Below are 14691 nucleotides of genomic sequence, written 5' to 3' on the forward strand. Positions count from 1 at the left end.
GGGCAGTCTCCACCCCCCGGTCGAAAGGCTGTGCGCTACATGGCATTCGCATTGGGTCTTCTCGGTCATGACATAGCGGTCGATCTCGGAACAGCCAACACTCTCGTCTACGTCCGCAGGAAGGGCATCGTGCTGAACGAGCCCTCCGTCATCGCTATCAACCTGCACAAGAACACCGTCGTGGCGGTCGGCAAGGCGGCCAAGCGCATGGTGGGCCGCACTCCCCCGCACATCGCCACGATCAGGCCGCTCAAGGACGGCGTGATCGCGGATCTGGACGCGGCGGAGCGGATGTTACGCATGTTCATCCACAAGGCTCATCCGAGCCGGTTCCTGGCCAAGCCGCGCATCGTCGTGGCGGTGCCGAGCGGCACCACCTCCATTGAGCAGCGGGCGGTCAAAGAGGCCGCCTACGAGGCGGGCGCGCGCCGGGTGCACATCATCGAGGAGCCGATGGCCGCGGCGATCGGCGCCGGGCTGAAGGTCGGCGAGGCCACCGGCAACATGGTCGTCGACATCGGCGGCGGCACCACGGAGGTCGCCATCGTGTCCATGAGCGGCGTCGTGGTCGCCAAGTCGCTGCGGGTCGGCGGCGACGAGCTGGACGAGGCGATCATCACCTACACCAAGAAGGAGCACGCGCTGCTGCTCGGCGACCGTACGGCCGAGCGGCTGAAGATGGACCTGGGCATGGTGCGGCCCGCGCCCGTGACGGCCCGCGACGCCGACCCCTCCCCCAAGGGCCGGCACCGGGTCGGCGTCACCGCCTCACCGGACGGCGCCGATCCGATCGCGGTCGAGGACGAGGAGGCGGAGCCGCCGCCCGCGCCGCGCAGCTGGAACCCGTTCCGGTCCAGGCCCAAACCCGACGGGGTGACGCTGACCGCCGCGCCGCGCGCGCTCGACCCGGGCACCTCGGCCCCCGTACGCGGCCGCGACCTGGTCAGCGGGCTGCCGAAGACGGCCACCATCACCGCCGAGCAGATCAGCGAGGCCATCGAGGACCAGGTGCAGTCCATCATCGACGCCGTGCAGACGACGCTCGACCAGTGCCCGGCCGAGCTGGCGGGCGACCTGCTGGACAACGGCATCGTGCTGACCGGCGGCGGCGCCCTGTTACGCGGCCTGGCCGACCGCATGGGCGAGGCCACCGGCATGCCCATCAGGGTCGTGGACAAGCCGCTCTACTCGGTGGCGCTCGGTGCGGGCCGCTGCGTCGAGCGGTTCCAGGCCATGCGCGACGTGCTGCTGCCCGATTGGTCACGGCGGTGAAACGGGCGTTCGTCCTGCTCGTGCTCGCCGCCGGTGTCCTGCTCATCGTGTTCGACCGTACGCTGATGCCGCTGGCCCCCGTACGCGCGGCGGGCTCCACCGTCTACGGCACCGTCGAGAACGCGATCGGCACGGTGACCAGGTCGATCGGCGGCGAGGGCCGCCTGCGCGCGTTGGAAGGCGAGAACGCGAAGCTGAAAGCCGATCTGCTGGCGGCCGCGCCGGGCACGGCGGGCCAGGTCGAGCGGCTGGCCGTGGCGACGGGGAAGCACCGGGGCGTGGCGGCGCACGTGGTGGGGTTCGGCCAGGGCCAGAACGTCACTATCGACACCGGCGCCGCTGACGGCGTCGCGCGGGACGTGACGGTGCTGAACGCCGACGGCCTGGTGGGCAAGGTCACCTGGGCGGGCCCGGCGACGGCCTCGGTGTCCCTGATCACGGACGCGGCCTCGTCGGTGGGCGCGCGCATGGCCGGCTCCGGCGAGCTGGGCGTGGTGACGGGACTGCCGGGTGAGGGGCTGCGGCTGAGCCTGTTCGACCCGAACGCGCCGCTGAAGGTCGGGGACCAGGTGGTGACGCTCGGCTCGGCGGGCGCGCGGCCGTACGTGGCCGGGGTGCCCATCGGCACGGTCACCGCGATCGAGAGCGTGCCCGGCGCGGCCACCCGCACGGCGCTGGTGCGGCCGGCCGCCCGGCTGTCCGCGCTCGACCTCGTCGCCGTGATCGTGCCGGACCTCGCGACTGGGAGGTGAGCACGTGGGGCTGGTGCTGATGGTGCTGGCGGCCCCGTTGCTGCAGGTGCTGCTGGTCAACCGGTCGCCGTGGGGCGGGCCTGATCTGGTGACGCTGGCCGTGGTGTGGCTGGCGCTGGCCAGGGGGCCGGTCTGGGGATGCGCGGCGGGCCTGGTGGCGGGGCTGGCCGCCGACGTGATACCGCCCGCGGACGGGACGGTCGGGCGGACGGCGCTGGTGTTGTCGGTGGTCGGGTTGCTGGTGGGCGGGTGGCGCGAGGGCAAGCCGCTGCTGGTGGGCGCGGCCGGCGCCGCGCTCGGGACGTCGCTGCAGGCCGCCGCCGCGGTGGCGCTGGGTGACGAGCACTGGACGTCCGCGGTGGCCGCCCTGCCCTGGGCGTTCGGGTGGACGGTGGTGGTCGGGGCGCTGGGGGCCGTCGTGGTGCGGCGCAGGCGGCCTGACAGGGAGGCGATGCGCCGTGTCCAGGGCTAGGGTGGTCGTGTTGCGGCTGGTCGTCACGGCGATGCTGATCACGCTGGTGGGACGGCTGTGGCAGCTGCAGGTGGTCAGCGGGGCGCACTACGTCCAGGCGGCGGCCGACGTGCGGCTCAGGACCGTGTCGCTGCCGCCCACCAGGGGGCAGATCCTCGACGTGGCCGGGCGTCCCCTGGTGACGAACAGGACCAGGCCGGTGGTCACCGTGGACGCCGTCGCGCTGGCCCACCAGCCGGACGGTGGCCGGGCGGTGCTCACCCGGCTGGGGAAGGTGCTGAAGCAGCCGTACCGGCAGATCGCGGAGAAGGTCCGGTTGTGCGGGCCGCAGGTGCCGGAGCCGTGCTGGCAGGGCTCGCCGTACGAGCCGATCCCCGTCGCCGAGGGGGTCACGGTGCCGACGGCGCTGCAGATCAGCGAGCGGCAGCAGGACTTCCCCGGCGTGCGCACGGAGCTGCGGCCCGTCCGCGTCTACCCCTTCGGCACGGCGGCCGCGCACACCCTCGGGTACGTCCAGGGCGCCAAGGGCCGCGACGGCCTCGAAGGCGTGTACGACAAGGACCTGGCAGGCGAGGTAGGCCGCCGGGACGTGGCCGTGGACAACACCGGCCGGGTCACCAGGACCATCCGCGAGGACCCGCCCGTTCCCGGCAACACGCTCGTGACCAGCATCGACTCCCGCATCCAGACCATCGCCGAGCAGGCGCTCGGTCAGGCGCTGTCGAGCAGCGGCGGCAAGTCGGGCGCGGCCGTGGTCATGGAGTCCAAGACCGGCCGCGTGGTCGCGCTGGCCGGGCGGCCCGCCTACGACCCCGCCGTGTGGACCGACGGGGTGACGGCCCGCGAATACAAGGCGCTGCCGCTGCTGTCGCAGGCCGTGCAGGGCGAATGGGCGCCCGGCTCCACCTGGAAGGTCACCTCGACGGCCGCCGCCGCGACGGCCGGGTACGGGCTCGGCGCCACCTATGACTGCCCGAGCGGCTACACGGTCGGCAACCGGCTGTTCAGGAACTTCGCCAGCGCCGACCTGGGCCTCATGACCATGCACGGGGCGCTGGTGAAGTCGTGCGACACGATCTTCTACCGGCTCGCGGACCAGCTCTGGGAGCGCGGCTCCGACGTCATGCAGAAGACCGCCCGCGGGTTCGGCTTCGGTAAGGCCACCGGGGTGGACCTGCCGGGAGAGGCGGCCGGGGCGGTGCCCGACGCCAAGTCGAAGAAGGCCCTGTGGCAGGCCACCCGCAAGGAGAGCTGCCGGCGGGCCGTCAAGGGGTACCCGGAGATGGCCGACCAGGGGCGGGCCGCGTACCTGAAGGCGATCGCCAGGGAGAACTGCCAGGGCGGCGGCGTGTGGCGGGGCGGCGACGCGGCCAACTTCGCCATTGGGCAGGGCGGCGTGCTGGTCACGCCGCTGCAGCTGGCGCGAGCGTACGCGGCCATCGCCAACGGCGGCACGCTGCACAGCCCGCGCGTCGGCCTGCGAGTCGTGCGTCCTGACGGGAGCACGATCGAGACGATCACACCGCCGGTGGCCGGGAAACTGCCCGCCTCGGCCGAGACGCTGCGGTTCATGAGGCAGGCGCTGAGCCAGGTGCCCCGGTCGGGGACCGCGGAGGAGGCGTTCAAGAAGTTCCCGTTCGACGAGATCGCGGTGGCGGGGAAGACGGGCACGGCGGAGTCGTTCGGGCGGCGGGACACCTCCTGGTTCGCCTCGTTCGCCCCCGATCCCGCCTACACCGTCGTCGTCGTGCTGTCCGAGGGCGGCCGGGGCGCGGAGGGCGCGGCGCCCGCGGCCCGCGACATCTGGGAGGGCATCCTGGCGCTGAGGGAGCGGCGATGATCGCGGTCACCGGGAAACGCAGGATCGTGTGGGCGCCGACGCTGGCCCCGCCCGACCATGTGCTGACGCTGCTCGCGCTGGCCCTGTCCGTGGTCGGGCTGCTGCTGGTGTGGTCGGCCACGCGGATGGAGGGCGATTACTCGCTGCTCGTGCGGCAGGCCGTGGCCGTCGGGGGCGGGCTGGTCCTGATGTGGCTGCTGTCGCGGGTCGATCTGCGGGTGTTGCGGGCGTACGTGCCGCTGGCGTACGTGCTGGCGCTGCTCTCGCTCGCGGGCGTGCTGAGCCCGCTGGGCGTGCGGGTGAACGGGGCGCACTCGTGGATCGTGCTGGCGCCCGGGGTGCAGTTCCAGCCGTCGGAGTTCGCCAAGGTGGCGCTGGCGCTGGCGTTCGCGGTGCCGCTCGGGGAGTTGCGGGACGGTCAGCGGCGGCCGGGGTTCGGCGGGGTGCTGCTGGCACTGGTGCTGGCCGCGGTGCCGATCGGGCTGATCGCGCTGCAACCCGACCTGGGGACGATGCTGGTGTTCGCGGCCATGGTCGCGGGGGCGCTGCTGGTGTCGGGGGCGCCCAAGCGGTGGTTGCTGGTGCTCGTGGTAGGCGCGGTGGGGGCGGGCGTGGCGGCGTGGAAGCTCGGGCTGGTGCAGCCGTACCAGCTCGAACGGCTGCTCGTGCTGGCCAACCCCGCCTCCGACCCGGGCGGCGTGGGGTACAACGCCGCCCAGGCGCGCATCGCCATCGGGTCGGGCGGCCTCTATGGCAAGGGGCTGTTCAACGGCGAGCAGACGGCCGGGCACTTCGTACCCGAGCAGCACACCGACTTCATCTTCACCGTGGCGGGCGAGGAGCTCGGGTTCGCCGGCGCCGCGGCCATCGTGCTGGCCGTGGGCGTGTTGTTGTGGCGCGGGCTGGCGATCGCGCGGCACAGCGACTCCCCTTACGGGACCGTGCTGGCCGGCGGGCTGGTGTCGTGGATCGCGTTCCAGACGTTCCTGAACGTGGGCATGACGGTGGGACTCATGCCGATCGTGGGGGTGCCGCTGCCGTTCGTGTCGTACGGCGGCTCCGCCACGGTCGCCGGGCTGCTGGCGATCGGACTGCTACAGGCCGTGCACCGGACCAAGGCCATGCAGCCGTAGCAGGTTCTCGCCCAGGATCTTGCGCTTGGCCTGGTCGGTGAGCTGCGGGTAGCCGTACCCGTCGCACAGGTCCTGCGGGATCGTGAAGTCCCTGAACGCCCTCAGCGCCCACTGCGGATGGAAGATCGGCGCCTCAGAACCGTAGATGATCTTGTCTTCGCCGCACCAGAAGAGCAGCTTGCCGATGATCTCGGCGAACATCCTGGGCGCCCGGACGATGAAGTTGATCGTGGCCGCCAGGTCGGCGTACAGGTTGGGGTAGCGGATGAGCTGCCAGCAGGTCTCGTCCAGGAACGGCAGGCCGACGTGGAAGATGACGAAGTTGATGTCGGGGAAGTTGGCGGCGGCGCCGTCCATGTCCCACGTCTGCGTGTGCTCGATCGGCTGCGGCCCCAGCGGCACCCCCTTGTGCACGCCGATGAGGTTGACGCCCAGGTCGCGGGCCTTCTCGAAGATGGGGAACGCCACCCGCGGGTCGTCCATGCGCCACGGGTACGGCGAGCCGTAGTCGTAACGGACGTTGTACAGCTTGAACGCGCGCGCGTTGAACTCCCCCACCTGGCGTTCCATCAGGTCGAGCGCCCTGCGGCCTTCGAGCGGGTTGACCGAGCCCCAGAACACCGTGCGATCCGGGTCGCGGGCGGCCAGCTCGGCGCATTCCTGCCACGGGGACAGGCCGTCGTGGTACAGATCGGTCAGCGGCAGCGGCATCGCGACCAGCATGTCCGTGTCCGACTCCTCGTAGACCATGCGGCGGATGTCGTCGATCGTCCACTGCCGCAGGAACTCCTCGGGCGGCAGCTTGGTCTGGCCCTCCGGGGTGAGCGTGGTGTGGAAGGCGTACAGGTGGTTGGAGAACATCTGGCCCGCGGAGCCGTAGGCGTTCTTGGCCTCGAAGTTGAACACGTGGGCCACGCTGTCGAACACGAACATGTCGTCGATCATCGAAGTTCCTCCCTGATGTAGGCCTCCCTGTCGGGCACCTGCGCGGGGGCGGGCAGGAAGCGCAACATGCGGGCCGCCCTCGGGGACAGGCGGTCCACCGTCCACGCCTCGTCCCAGACGACCTCCACCTCTGCCTCGCGGATGCCCGGCTGCTCCTGGATCCGGTCGCGCACCTCGGTGAGCACCCTTGCCGCGAACGGGCACCAGCCCGACGTCAGCAGCAGCTCCACCCGGGCCTTCTCCCCGGTGACCTCGACCGACCTGACCAGGCCCATCTCCACGACCGAGATGCCCTTCTCCCTGCAGCACGGGTCATAGACCCCGGACAGCGCCTGACTGGCCCACTGCGGTATCTCCGGCATGACCTCATCGTCGGACGGGTGTGCCGCTTGAGGTAGGCGTGCGATTTTCAGATAGCGCAGATGCTTGGGTGATGACCGGTGAACAACCCAGCGATCTGATCCGCAGCGTCTCCCGCGCGCTCCGCGTGCTGGAAGAGGTCGCGCGGGCCGACCGGCCGCTGTCGGTCAAGGTCATCGCCCGCCGCTGCGGCCTGAACCTGTCCACCTCCTACCACCTGGTCCGCACCCTGTGCTACGAGGGCTACCTGCACCGGCGGCCCGACGGGGACTACCTGATCGGCTCGCAGGTGGCCGAGCGGTACCACGAGATGCTGGACGCTTTCGAGCGGCCGCCGCGCGCCTCGGCGGTGCTGCGCCAGCTGGCCGCCGAATCCGGCCACACCGCCTACCTGGCCCAGCTCACCGACGCGCGGCTGGTCGTGGTGGAAGTGGCGGAGGGGCCGCGCTCGCCCTGGCTGGAGGACCTGCAGGCGGGCCTGGAGACGGCGCCGCACGCCACCGCGCTCGGCAAGGCGCTGCTGCTCTCCCTCCCGTCCCGCGTCCGGCGCGGCATCCTCACCGAGTACGGCCTGCGCCGCTTCACCCCCTCGACCCCGTCGAGCGTGGAGGACGTCGAGGTGGAGCTGTCGGGGCTGCGGCCGGGGCAGGTGGTGGAGGAGCACGGGCAGTTCAGGGAGGAGGTGGCGTGCGCGAGCGCGGTCGTGCCCGGCACGCAGTGGGCGCTCGGCATCTCGACCCGCGGCCTGGCCATCCCCCAACTCGCCGCCGCCCGGCTCGCGACCGCGGTCCGCGACCTGGCGCGATCTTAACCCGTTGCCCTCCCGTACGACCGGTTCGCCGCTTGCCGAGCAGTCCTATCCTCTGACCGACGACCTCCTGGAGACGATCGGGGCGAGCAGGACATGAGAGTGATCCTTTTTGGGGCGACCGGGATGGTCGGGCGGGGAGTGCTCAGGGAGTGCCTGCTCGACGATCGGGTCACGGCCGTGCTCACGGTCGGGCGCGCCCCCACGGGCGTGGTCCATGACAAGCTGCGTGAGATCAGGCACGACGACCTGCTCGATCTCGCGCCGATCGAGGGCGAGCTGGCCGGTTACGACGCGTGTTTCTTCTGCCTGGGGGTCTCGTCGGCGGGGATGAGCGAGAAGGAGTACCGCCGGGTCACCTATGACTTCACGCTCTCCGTAGCTCAGGTGCTGGCCCGGCTCAGCCCCGACTCGACTTTCGTGTACGTGTCGGGCGTCGGGACCGATCCGCAGGGGCGGGCGATGTGGGCCAGGGTGAAGGGCGCCACCGAGAATGCGCTCCTTGAGCTGCCGTTCCGGGCCTACATGTTCCGGCCCGGCTACATCCAGCCGCACAGGGTCACATCGCGTACGCGGATCTACCGCTTGGCGTATGTCGTGACCCGGCCGCTCTATCCGGTGCTGCGGCGGCTGTTCCCATCGGCGGTGACCACGACCGAGCGGATCGGGCAGGCGGTGATCACAGTGGCCGAGCGAGGTGCGCCCATGCGCATCCTCGGCCCGTCGGACATCAACGCGCTCGCCGCATGATCGAGGGCCCGGAGACGTTCGCTCCGAGCCCTCGACTTCGGTCAGCCTCCAGGTGGCGGGCTGGGGACGTGGACCTGCGGGGCGGTGACGTCGAAGTCGTCAGCCGGTCCGCAGGGATCGAGGCGCCAGGCGACGTTCAGGCATTCCTGCACCGAGACCTGGTGATAGGGGCTTTGCAGGGCGAAGGTTCGCGATCCCCCGTCCCTGGGCGCCTCGAATCGGTAGATCTTACGTACGTCCGAGGTGACGACGAAGCGGATCACGACGTATGCCCGCTTGTTGTCGTGCCGGGTGTCCTTGACGGCGCCCTTGAGGAAGGTCACCTTCCCGACTCTGCTCCACGTACCGCAGCCGTGGACACCCCCCTTGCCGAAGGTCACCCATTCCCCGCGCTGCTCGGATCGGCTCTGACTGGGGCCGCAGATGCCGGCGGCCGACGCCGCCTGCGGGGTGGCGATCAGCAGGCCGCCGGCCAGGGCGGCCATGGCCAGGCCGGTTGCGGTCTTCGTTGCTACTGATTTCATGGTTCAGGCGGCGGGCCTTCGTCGACTGCGTAGCCCGGCCCGTCTCCCCCGCCGGTGGGCGTCAGCGTGTCACCGTTCAAGCCTGTGAGAGTGCGCCTGGAGCTTCCGCGTACAAGTGCACACAATGATGGAATATCTCAGCAGGCCTTGGTGCTACTAGCCGTCAAAGATTCAACAGTCATGGATGGTGACTAAAGTGCAGTTCGGAATCTTCAGCGTGGGCGACGTGACCACGGATCCCACCACGGGCAGGACGCCGACCGAGCACGAGCGGATCAAGGCGATGGTGGCGATCGCGCTCAAGGCGGAGGAGGTCGGGCTCGACGTGTTCGCGACCGGCGAGCACCACAACCCGCCGTTCGTGCCATCCTCACCGACCACCATGCTCGGCTACATCGCGGCCAGGACCGAGCGCCTCGTGTTGTCCACCGCCACCACGCTCATCACGACCAGCGACCCAGTGAAGATCGCCGAGGACTTCGCGATGCTGCAGCACCTGGCGGACGGCCGGGTGGACCTCATGATGGGCCGGGGCAACACCGGGCCCGTCTATCCGTGGTTCGGCCAGGACATCAGGCAGGGCATCCCGCTCGCCATCGAGAACTACGCGCTGCTGCACCGGCTCTGGCGCGAGGACGTCGTCGACTGGGAGGGCCGCTTCCGCACGCCGCTGCAGGGCTTCACCTCGACGCCGCGCCCGCTCGACGGGGTGCCGCCGTTCGTATGGCACGGCTCGATCCGCAGCCCGGAGATCGCCGAGCAGGCCGCCTACTACGGTGACGGCTTCTTCGCCAACAACATCTTCTGGCCGAAGGAGCACTTCATGCGCCTGATCAACCTCTACCGGGAGCGCTACGCCCACTACGGCCACGGCACCCCCGAGCAGGCCGTCGTCGGCCTCGGCGGCCAGGCGTTCATGCGCAGGAACTCCCAGGACGCGGTACGCGAGTTCCGCCCGTACTTCGACAACGCCCCCGTGTACGGCCATGGGCCGTCGCTGGAGGAGTTCACCGAGGAGACGCCGCTCACCGTGGGCAGCCCGCAGCAGGTCATCGACAGGACCCTCGAGTTCAGGGAGTCCTTCGGCGACTACCAGCGGCAGCTGTTCCTCATGGACCACGCGGGGCTGCCGCTGAAGACCGTCCTGGAGCAGCTCGACCTGCTCGGCGAGGAGGTCGTGCCGGTGCTGCGCAAGGAGTTCGCCAAGGACCGCCCGGCCGAGGTGCCCGGCGCGCCGACCCACGCCTCGCGACTCGCGGCCGCCCAGCCCGTGAGCGCCTGAGAAAGGAGATCCGGCCCATGAAGCTCGTGGTCGTCACGGCGGGTCTGACGCAGCCCTCCGCCACCCGCCTGCTCGCCGACCGCCTGGCCGAGGCGGTGGCGCGGCGCCTGGAGGGGCAGGCGGACGTGCGCGTGGTCGAGCTGCGCGACCTCGCCGTGGACATCGCGAACAACTTCGTCACCGGCTTCCCCAACGGCCGGCTGCGCGAGGCGATCGAGGCGGTGACGGAGGCCGACGGGCTCATCGCGGTCACGCCGATCTTCAGCGGCTCGTACAGCGGCCTGTTCAAGTCGTTCTTCGACGTGATCGACAACACCGCGCTGGCGGGCAAGCCCGTGCTCGTGGCCGCCACGGGCGGCACCGCCCGCCACTCGCTGGCGCTGGAGCACGCGTTGCGCCCGTTGTTCGCCTACCTGCGCGCCGTGGTCGTCCCGACGGCCGTCTACGCGGCCGCGGAGGACTGGGGCGGCGGCGGTGACGCGTTCACGGACGGCCTCGGCGAGCGCATAGCCCGCGCCGCGGCGGAACTGACCGATCTCCTGCTGCACCGCGCTCCCACGAGGAAGCAGGACGAGGAAGTCGTACCGTTCGAGGAGCAGCTCGCGGCGGTGCGCCCGCAGGGCTAGTTTCCAAGCCGAGCTCCGCACTATGGTTCGTTAGGAATCTTTCCTAACGAACAGGGGCGCATGTGCTGACCGCCACACTCCTGACCTTCTCCCTCACCATCACCGGCACGTGCCCGGCCGACCTCACAGACCCGCACAAGAAGGACATCGCCATGCGGCTGGTGTCCAGCGCGGAGAACTCCTCGCTCGACTGGAAGGCGCAGTACGGCTACATCGAGGACATCGAGGACGACCGCGGCTACACGGCCGGGATCATCGGCTTCTGCTCCGGCACCGGCGACATGCTGGAGCTGGTCGAGCTCTACACCGAGCGCAAACCCGGCAACGTCCTCGCCGAATACCTCCCCGCCCTGCGCAAGGTCAACGGCACCGACTCCCACCAGGGCCTCGACCCGCACTTCAGCAAGGACTGGACGGCGGCCGCCAAGGACCCCGCCTTCCAGCAGGCCCAGAACGACGAGCGCGACCGCGTCTACTTCAACCCGGCCGTACGCCAGGCCAAGCAGGATGGCCTGCGGGCGCTGGGCCAGTTCGCGTACTACGACGCCATGGTCATGCACGGCCCCGGCACCGACCGGCTGAGCTTCGGCGGCATCAGGAAGAGCGCCCTGGCCAAGGCGAAACCGCCGGCGCAGGGCGGGGACGAGGTGACGTACCTGAACGCGTTCCTGGACGCGCGCAAGGCGGCGATGAAGGCCGAGGCGGCGCACGAGGACACGAGCCGGGTGGACACGATGCAGCGCGTGTTCCTCAAGAACGGCAACCTCGACCTGAACCCGCCCCTGACCTGGAAGGTCTACGGCGACAGCTACACGATCAAGAGCTGAGGCGGGGCCGCCCCGGCGTCGGCCGGGGCGGCACTACCGTCAGGGTTTGATGGCGACGACGGAGTAGGGCGTGTCGGGGGTCGGGGTCGTCGTGAAGCGGGCGTTGGGCAGGTAGAGGCGGTTGCCGAAGGCGGCGACGGTCGTGGGGACGTCGAACCGGGGATCGGTCAGGCGTTTCACGATCTTGCCCGACGAGCCGTCGCGGGCCAGGCCGATGGCGGTGACCGTGTTCAGGCGGTTCTGGACGGCGTACAGGGTGCGGCCGGCCAGCAGCAGGCCGTCGCCGTTGGCCAGCGACTCGCCGCCCAGGTCCACCTCGGTGGTGACGCCGGAGGACGGATCGACCTCGAACAGCTTGCCGGTGTTCGACTGGACGATCAGCAGCGACTTCCGGTCCGGACTGGGCGCGATGCCGTTGGCGTTGGTGCCGGTCGTGTACTGGATGGCGCCGCTGAGCGGGATCTTGACGGCCTCGCCGGGCAGCGCGCCCTTGTGGCCGAGCTCCAGCTTGTACAGGACGGGGTTGGTGGAGTCGGTGAAGTAGGCGGCGCGCTCGGTGAGGATGACGTCGTTGACGAACGAGGCCCCGGTGGCCAGCGGGTACGTCTTGAGCACCGCCCCGGTGCGCAGGTCGACCACCCGGGCGTCGCCCCCCGTGCCCCCGGCCACGAACAGCCGCCCGCGCCCGTCCGTCTTGAGCCCGAGCGAGGGCGTGCCCGGCCCCTTGCTGATGACGGACCCCTTCCCGGTACGCAGGTCGGCCCGGTAGATGTCACCGGTCGCGCGGGAGCCGAAGTACGCGAAGTGCCCCGGCCCGATCGCTATCCCCTCCGGCTGGAACCCGTTGGGCAGCGGGAACGTGTCCGGCTTCGAGACGGCGGCCTGGGCAGGCACGCCGCCGAGCAGGATCACGACCAAAGCGCTGAGTGCGGTCTTCAGGATCGCGGATCTCATGCGGCCCACGATGCCCGCGCTCCGGGTCGCGGCAAAGACTTGCGAGAGGCTTCACAGGGAGTTTGGAGAAAGGTGCGAAAACGACTTGTGGTGAAGTGTCGGGATCATTACCTTTGCCCGAATGCTGAGGCCCCTCTTATCCCTCTTGACCGTCGCGCTGGCCGTACCGGCGTGTAGCACGCCCGCGCCCGCAGCTCCCGTGAAGTCGGCGCCGCCGTCGGCCGCGCCTGCCATGGAGCGGCGGGTGGACCTGAGCGCGTACGAGAAGGGCAGGTCAAAGCCCGTGGCCGATCCGGTCTATCCGGCCTACGGCAACCCGTCGATCGACGTGCTCCACTACGACCTGGCGCTGACCTGGAAGCCCGGCACCCGCACCCTGTCCGGCACGGCGAAGCTCACGCTCAGGGCCGCCAAGCCGATCACCGCGGTCAAGCTCGACTTCGGCCGCGCGCTCAAGGTGGACCAGGCCACGGTCGGCGACGCGCAGGTCAAGCCGGCCCGCAAGTACGACGACCTGACCATCCCGCTGCCCGAGCCGCTCGACGCCGACGAGGGCACCGTCGTGACCGTGCGCTACCACGGCAAGCCGAAACCCGTCGACGCCAAGCAGCGGCGCGAGGACATCAACCTGCTCGGCTTCCACACGGGGAGCAACGGATCCGCGTGGGCGCTGCAGGAGCCGTTCGGGGCGTTCACCTGGTTCCCGGTGAACGACCATCCGTCGGACGAGGCGCTCTACGACGTGGCGATCACCGTGCCCAAGGGCTGGTCGGGCGTGGCGCACGGCACGTACAAGGGCAAGACCACCGAAGGCGGTACGAGCACGTTCCGCTGGCAGTCGACCGATCCCGTGGCCAGTTACCTGACGGTGTTCACCGCCGACAAGTACCGGATGTTCAAGGACAAGGGGCCGCACGGGATCCCGATCACGTACTGGATCCGCCCCCAGGACGTGGCCAAGCAGCTCCCCGTGGCCCGCCGGATGCCGGAGATCATGAAGTGGCTGGAGAAGCGGCTCGGTCCGTACCCGTTCCCGAGCGCCGGGCTGGTGGCGACGAGCGACTCCGGCATGGAGACGCAGCAGATGATCGCACTCGGCCCCCGCTACATGGAGCCGTCGGTCGTGGCGCACGAGCTGGTACACCACTGGTACGGCGACACCGTCACCCCGCGTACCTGGCGTGACCTGTGGATGAACGAGGGCTTCGCCATGTACTTCGAGATGCAGTGGTACGCCGACCACGAGGACGGCACGATCGACGACTTCATCGCCAACATCCGCCGCCTGGACCCCGAGCTGCGCGCGGAGAGCGGCCCGCCCGGGAGGTACCGGCGCGACTCCTTCGGCCAGAGCAACGTCTACTACGGCCCGGCGATCATGATCCACGAGATCAGGAAGCGGATCGGCGACAAGAAGTTCTTCGCGATGACCAAAGCCTGGCCCCAGCAGCACCGCAACACCACCCAGGACCGGGCGGCGTTCGTCAAGTGGATCAACAAGCACACCGGCGAGGACTTCACCAAGCTGATCGACACCTGGCTCGACTCCAAGACCACCCCACGTTGACGGATCTCGCTGCGGTAAGTTGAGGCCAGCCGAACAAACGGGGTTCAATCATGTCAAACGGTTCCCGTCATGCTCTCGGAGTGGTCGCCGGGCTGCTCCTCCCTCCGCTGATCGCCGTCGGGCTGTGGTACGGCATCGGCGACATCCAGCTCAGATCGGGGCAGGCGTTCGAGCTCTCCTGGCTCGGGGTGGCCGTGGTGGCCGCCTCGGCGATCGTGCTCGCCTTCCTGGCCGGCTCGCGCGTGTCGCCCATCGCGTCCCTGCTCGGCGGGCTCGGGTTCACCGCGCTGGGCGCCCTTCCCCTGTTGGAGGTGGGGTTCGGCCTGCGGATCCTGCCGGACCGCTGGCTGCCCGGCGTGCTGCTGGCCGGCTTCCAGACCGTGGCCTACACGGGCACCCTGCTGTTCGTCGGGGTCGTGCTGCTGGCCGTGTCGGCGTTCCCGTCGCGGTGGCGGTCGAGCGCGGAGCCTCTCGTCTACTCGCCCGCGTACGCGCCGCCAACGTCGTCGCCGTACCTGCCGCAGAACGGTCCCGAGGACGCCACGCGGCCGATGCACCGCGAATGAGGACCGCTTGGCC

Annotated in this window: 16 protein-coding genes; 12 read left to right on the top strand and 4 right to left on the bottom strand. The window is 70.3% G+C overall.

What is annotated here, in order from left to right:
* The first annotated feature begins 39 nt into the window (after positions 1-39).
* Genes mreB through rodA form a run of 5 tightly spaced genes read left to right on the top strand, consistent with a single transcriptional unit; the run spans position 40 to position 5469 of the window.
* Positions 40-1272: a rod shape-determining protein gene (gene mreB, locus ACFLIM_RS37745; RefSeq protein WP_393173249.1), complete on the top strand. Its 1233-nt coding sequence runs from the start codon at positions 40-42 to the stop codon at positions 1270-1272.
* Complete coding sequence (gene mreC / locus ACFLIM_RS37750; RefSeq protein WP_393173251.1) at positions 1269-2024, top strand: rod shape-determining protein MreC; 756 nt, start codon at positions 1269-1271, stop codon at positions 2022-2024. The genes mreB and mreC overlap by 4 nt, the downstream gene beginning before the upstream one ends.
* A 4-nt stretch (positions 2025-2028) precedes the next feature.
* Positions 2029-2496, top strand: a complete 468-nt coding sequence (locus ACFLIM_RS37755; protein ID WP_393173253.1) for a rod shape-determining protein MreD — start codon at positions 2029-2031, stop codon at positions 2494-2496.
* A complete protein-coding gene (gene mrdA, locus ACFLIM_RS37760; RefSeq protein WP_393173255.1) occupies positions 2483-4336 on the top strand; it encodes a penicillin-binding protein 2 in 1854 nt (617 codons plus the stop codon). The genes ACFLIM_RS37755 and mrdA overlap by 14 nt, the downstream gene beginning before the upstream one ends.
* Positions 4333-5469 (top strand): rod shape-determining protein RodA, encoded by a 1137-nt coding sequence (rodA, locus tag ACFLIM_RS37765; protein ID WP_393173257.1) that lies wholly within the window; start codon positions 4333-4335, stop codon positions 5467-5469. Before mrdA ends, rodA begins: the two co-directional genes overlap by 4 nt.
* Here the strand turns inward: rodA and ACFLIM_RS37770 are convergent.
* Positions 5431-6414: an amidohydrolase family protein gene (locus ACFLIM_RS37770; RefSeq protein WP_393173259.1), complete on the bottom strand. Its 984-nt coding sequence runs from the start codon at positions 6412-6414 to the stop codon at positions 5431-5433. The two genes, rodA and ACFLIM_RS37770, sit on opposite strands and share 39 nt — an antisense overlap.
* Positions 6411-6776 (bottom strand): metal-sulfur cluster assembly factor, encoded by a 366-nt coding sequence (locus ACFLIM_RS37775; RefSeq protein ID WP_393173261.1) that lies wholly within the window; start codon positions 6774-6776, stop codon positions 6411-6413. Before ACFLIM_RS37775 ends, ACFLIM_RS37770 begins: the two co-directional genes overlap by 4 nt.
* Before the next feature lie 71 nt (positions 6777-6847).
* Between ACFLIM_RS37775 and ACFLIM_RS37780 the strand changes: the two genes are divergently transcribed.
* Both ACFLIM_RS37780 and ACFLIM_RS37785 read left to right on the top strand, forming a co-directional pair.
* Positions 6848-7585, top strand: coding sequence for an IclR family transcriptional regulator (locus ACFLIM_RS37780; RefSeq protein ID WP_393173263.1), 738 nt, complete (start codon positions 6848-6850; stop codon positions 7583-7585).
* Between the two features lie 93 nt (positions 7586-7678).
* Positions 7679-8332, top strand: coding sequence for an epimerase (locus tag ACFLIM_RS37785; RefSeq protein WP_393173265.1), 654 nt, complete (start codon positions 7679-7681; stop codon positions 8330-8332).
* A 41-nt stretch (positions 8333-8373) separates the two neighbouring features.
* Here ACFLIM_RS37785 and ACFLIM_RS37790 read toward each other — a convergent pair whose 3' ends face one another.
* Positions 8374-8856 (bottom strand): hypothetical protein, encoded by a 483-nt coding sequence (locus tag ACFLIM_RS37790; RefSeq protein WP_393173267.1) that lies wholly within the window; start codon positions 8854-8856, stop codon positions 8374-8376.
* A gap of 196 nt (positions 8857-9052) precedes the next feature.
* Here ACFLIM_RS37790 and ACFLIM_RS37795 point away from each other — a divergent pair, with 196 nt between their 5' ends.
* The 3 genes from ACFLIM_RS37795 to ACFLIM_RS37805 all read left to right on the top strand — a co-directional run bounded on the left by ACFLIM_RS37795 (position 9053) and on the right by ACFLIM_RS37805 (position 11591).
* Entirely contained in the window at positions 9053-10138 is a 1086-nt protein-coding gene (locus tag ACFLIM_RS37795; protein ID WP_393173269.1) for an LLM class flavin-dependent oxidoreductase, read from the top strand.
* 17 nt (positions 10139-10155) lie between these two features.
* Positions 10156-10764, top strand: a complete 609-nt coding sequence (locus ACFLIM_RS37800) for an FMN reductase (protein ID WP_393173271.1) — start codon at positions 10156-10158, stop codon at positions 10762-10764.
* 62 nt (positions 10765-10826) lie between these two features.
* Positions 10827-11591, top strand: a complete 765-nt coding sequence (locus ACFLIM_RS37805) for a chitosanase (protein WP_393173273.1) — start codon at positions 10827-10829, stop codon at positions 11589-11591.
* Between the two features lie 39 nt (positions 11592-11630).
* On the opposite strand, the gene ACFLIM_RS37810 is transcribed toward ACFLIM_RS37805, so the two are convergent.
* Entirely contained in the window at positions 11631-12545 is a 915-nt protein-coding gene (locus ACFLIM_RS37810) for a superoxide dismutase (RefSeq protein WP_393173275.1), read from the bottom strand.
* A gap of 121 nt (positions 12546-12666) precedes the next feature.
* On the opposite strand from ACFLIM_RS37810, the gene ACFLIM_RS37815 reads away from it, so the two are divergent.
* Together ACFLIM_RS37815 and ACFLIM_RS37820 are read left to right on the top strand one after the other, a co-directional pair.
* Positions 12667-14112, top strand: a complete 1446-nt coding sequence (locus tag ACFLIM_RS37815; protein WP_393173277.1) for a M1 family metallopeptidase — start codon at positions 12667-12669, stop codon at positions 14110-14112.
* Between the two features lie 50 nt (positions 14113-14162).
* Complete coding sequence (locus ACFLIM_RS37820; RefSeq protein ID WP_393173279.1) at positions 14163-14678, top strand: hypothetical protein; 516 nt, start codon at positions 14163-14165, stop codon at positions 14676-14678.
* Positions 14679-14691: the final 13 nt, after the last annotated feature.

Origin of the sequence: Nonomuraea marmarensis (genome assembly GCF_043197025.1) — a bacterium.
GTDB classification, from domain to species: domain Bacteria; phylum Actinomycetota; class Actinomycetes; order Streptosporangiales; family Streptosporangiaceae; genus Nonomuraea; species Nonomuraea marmarensis.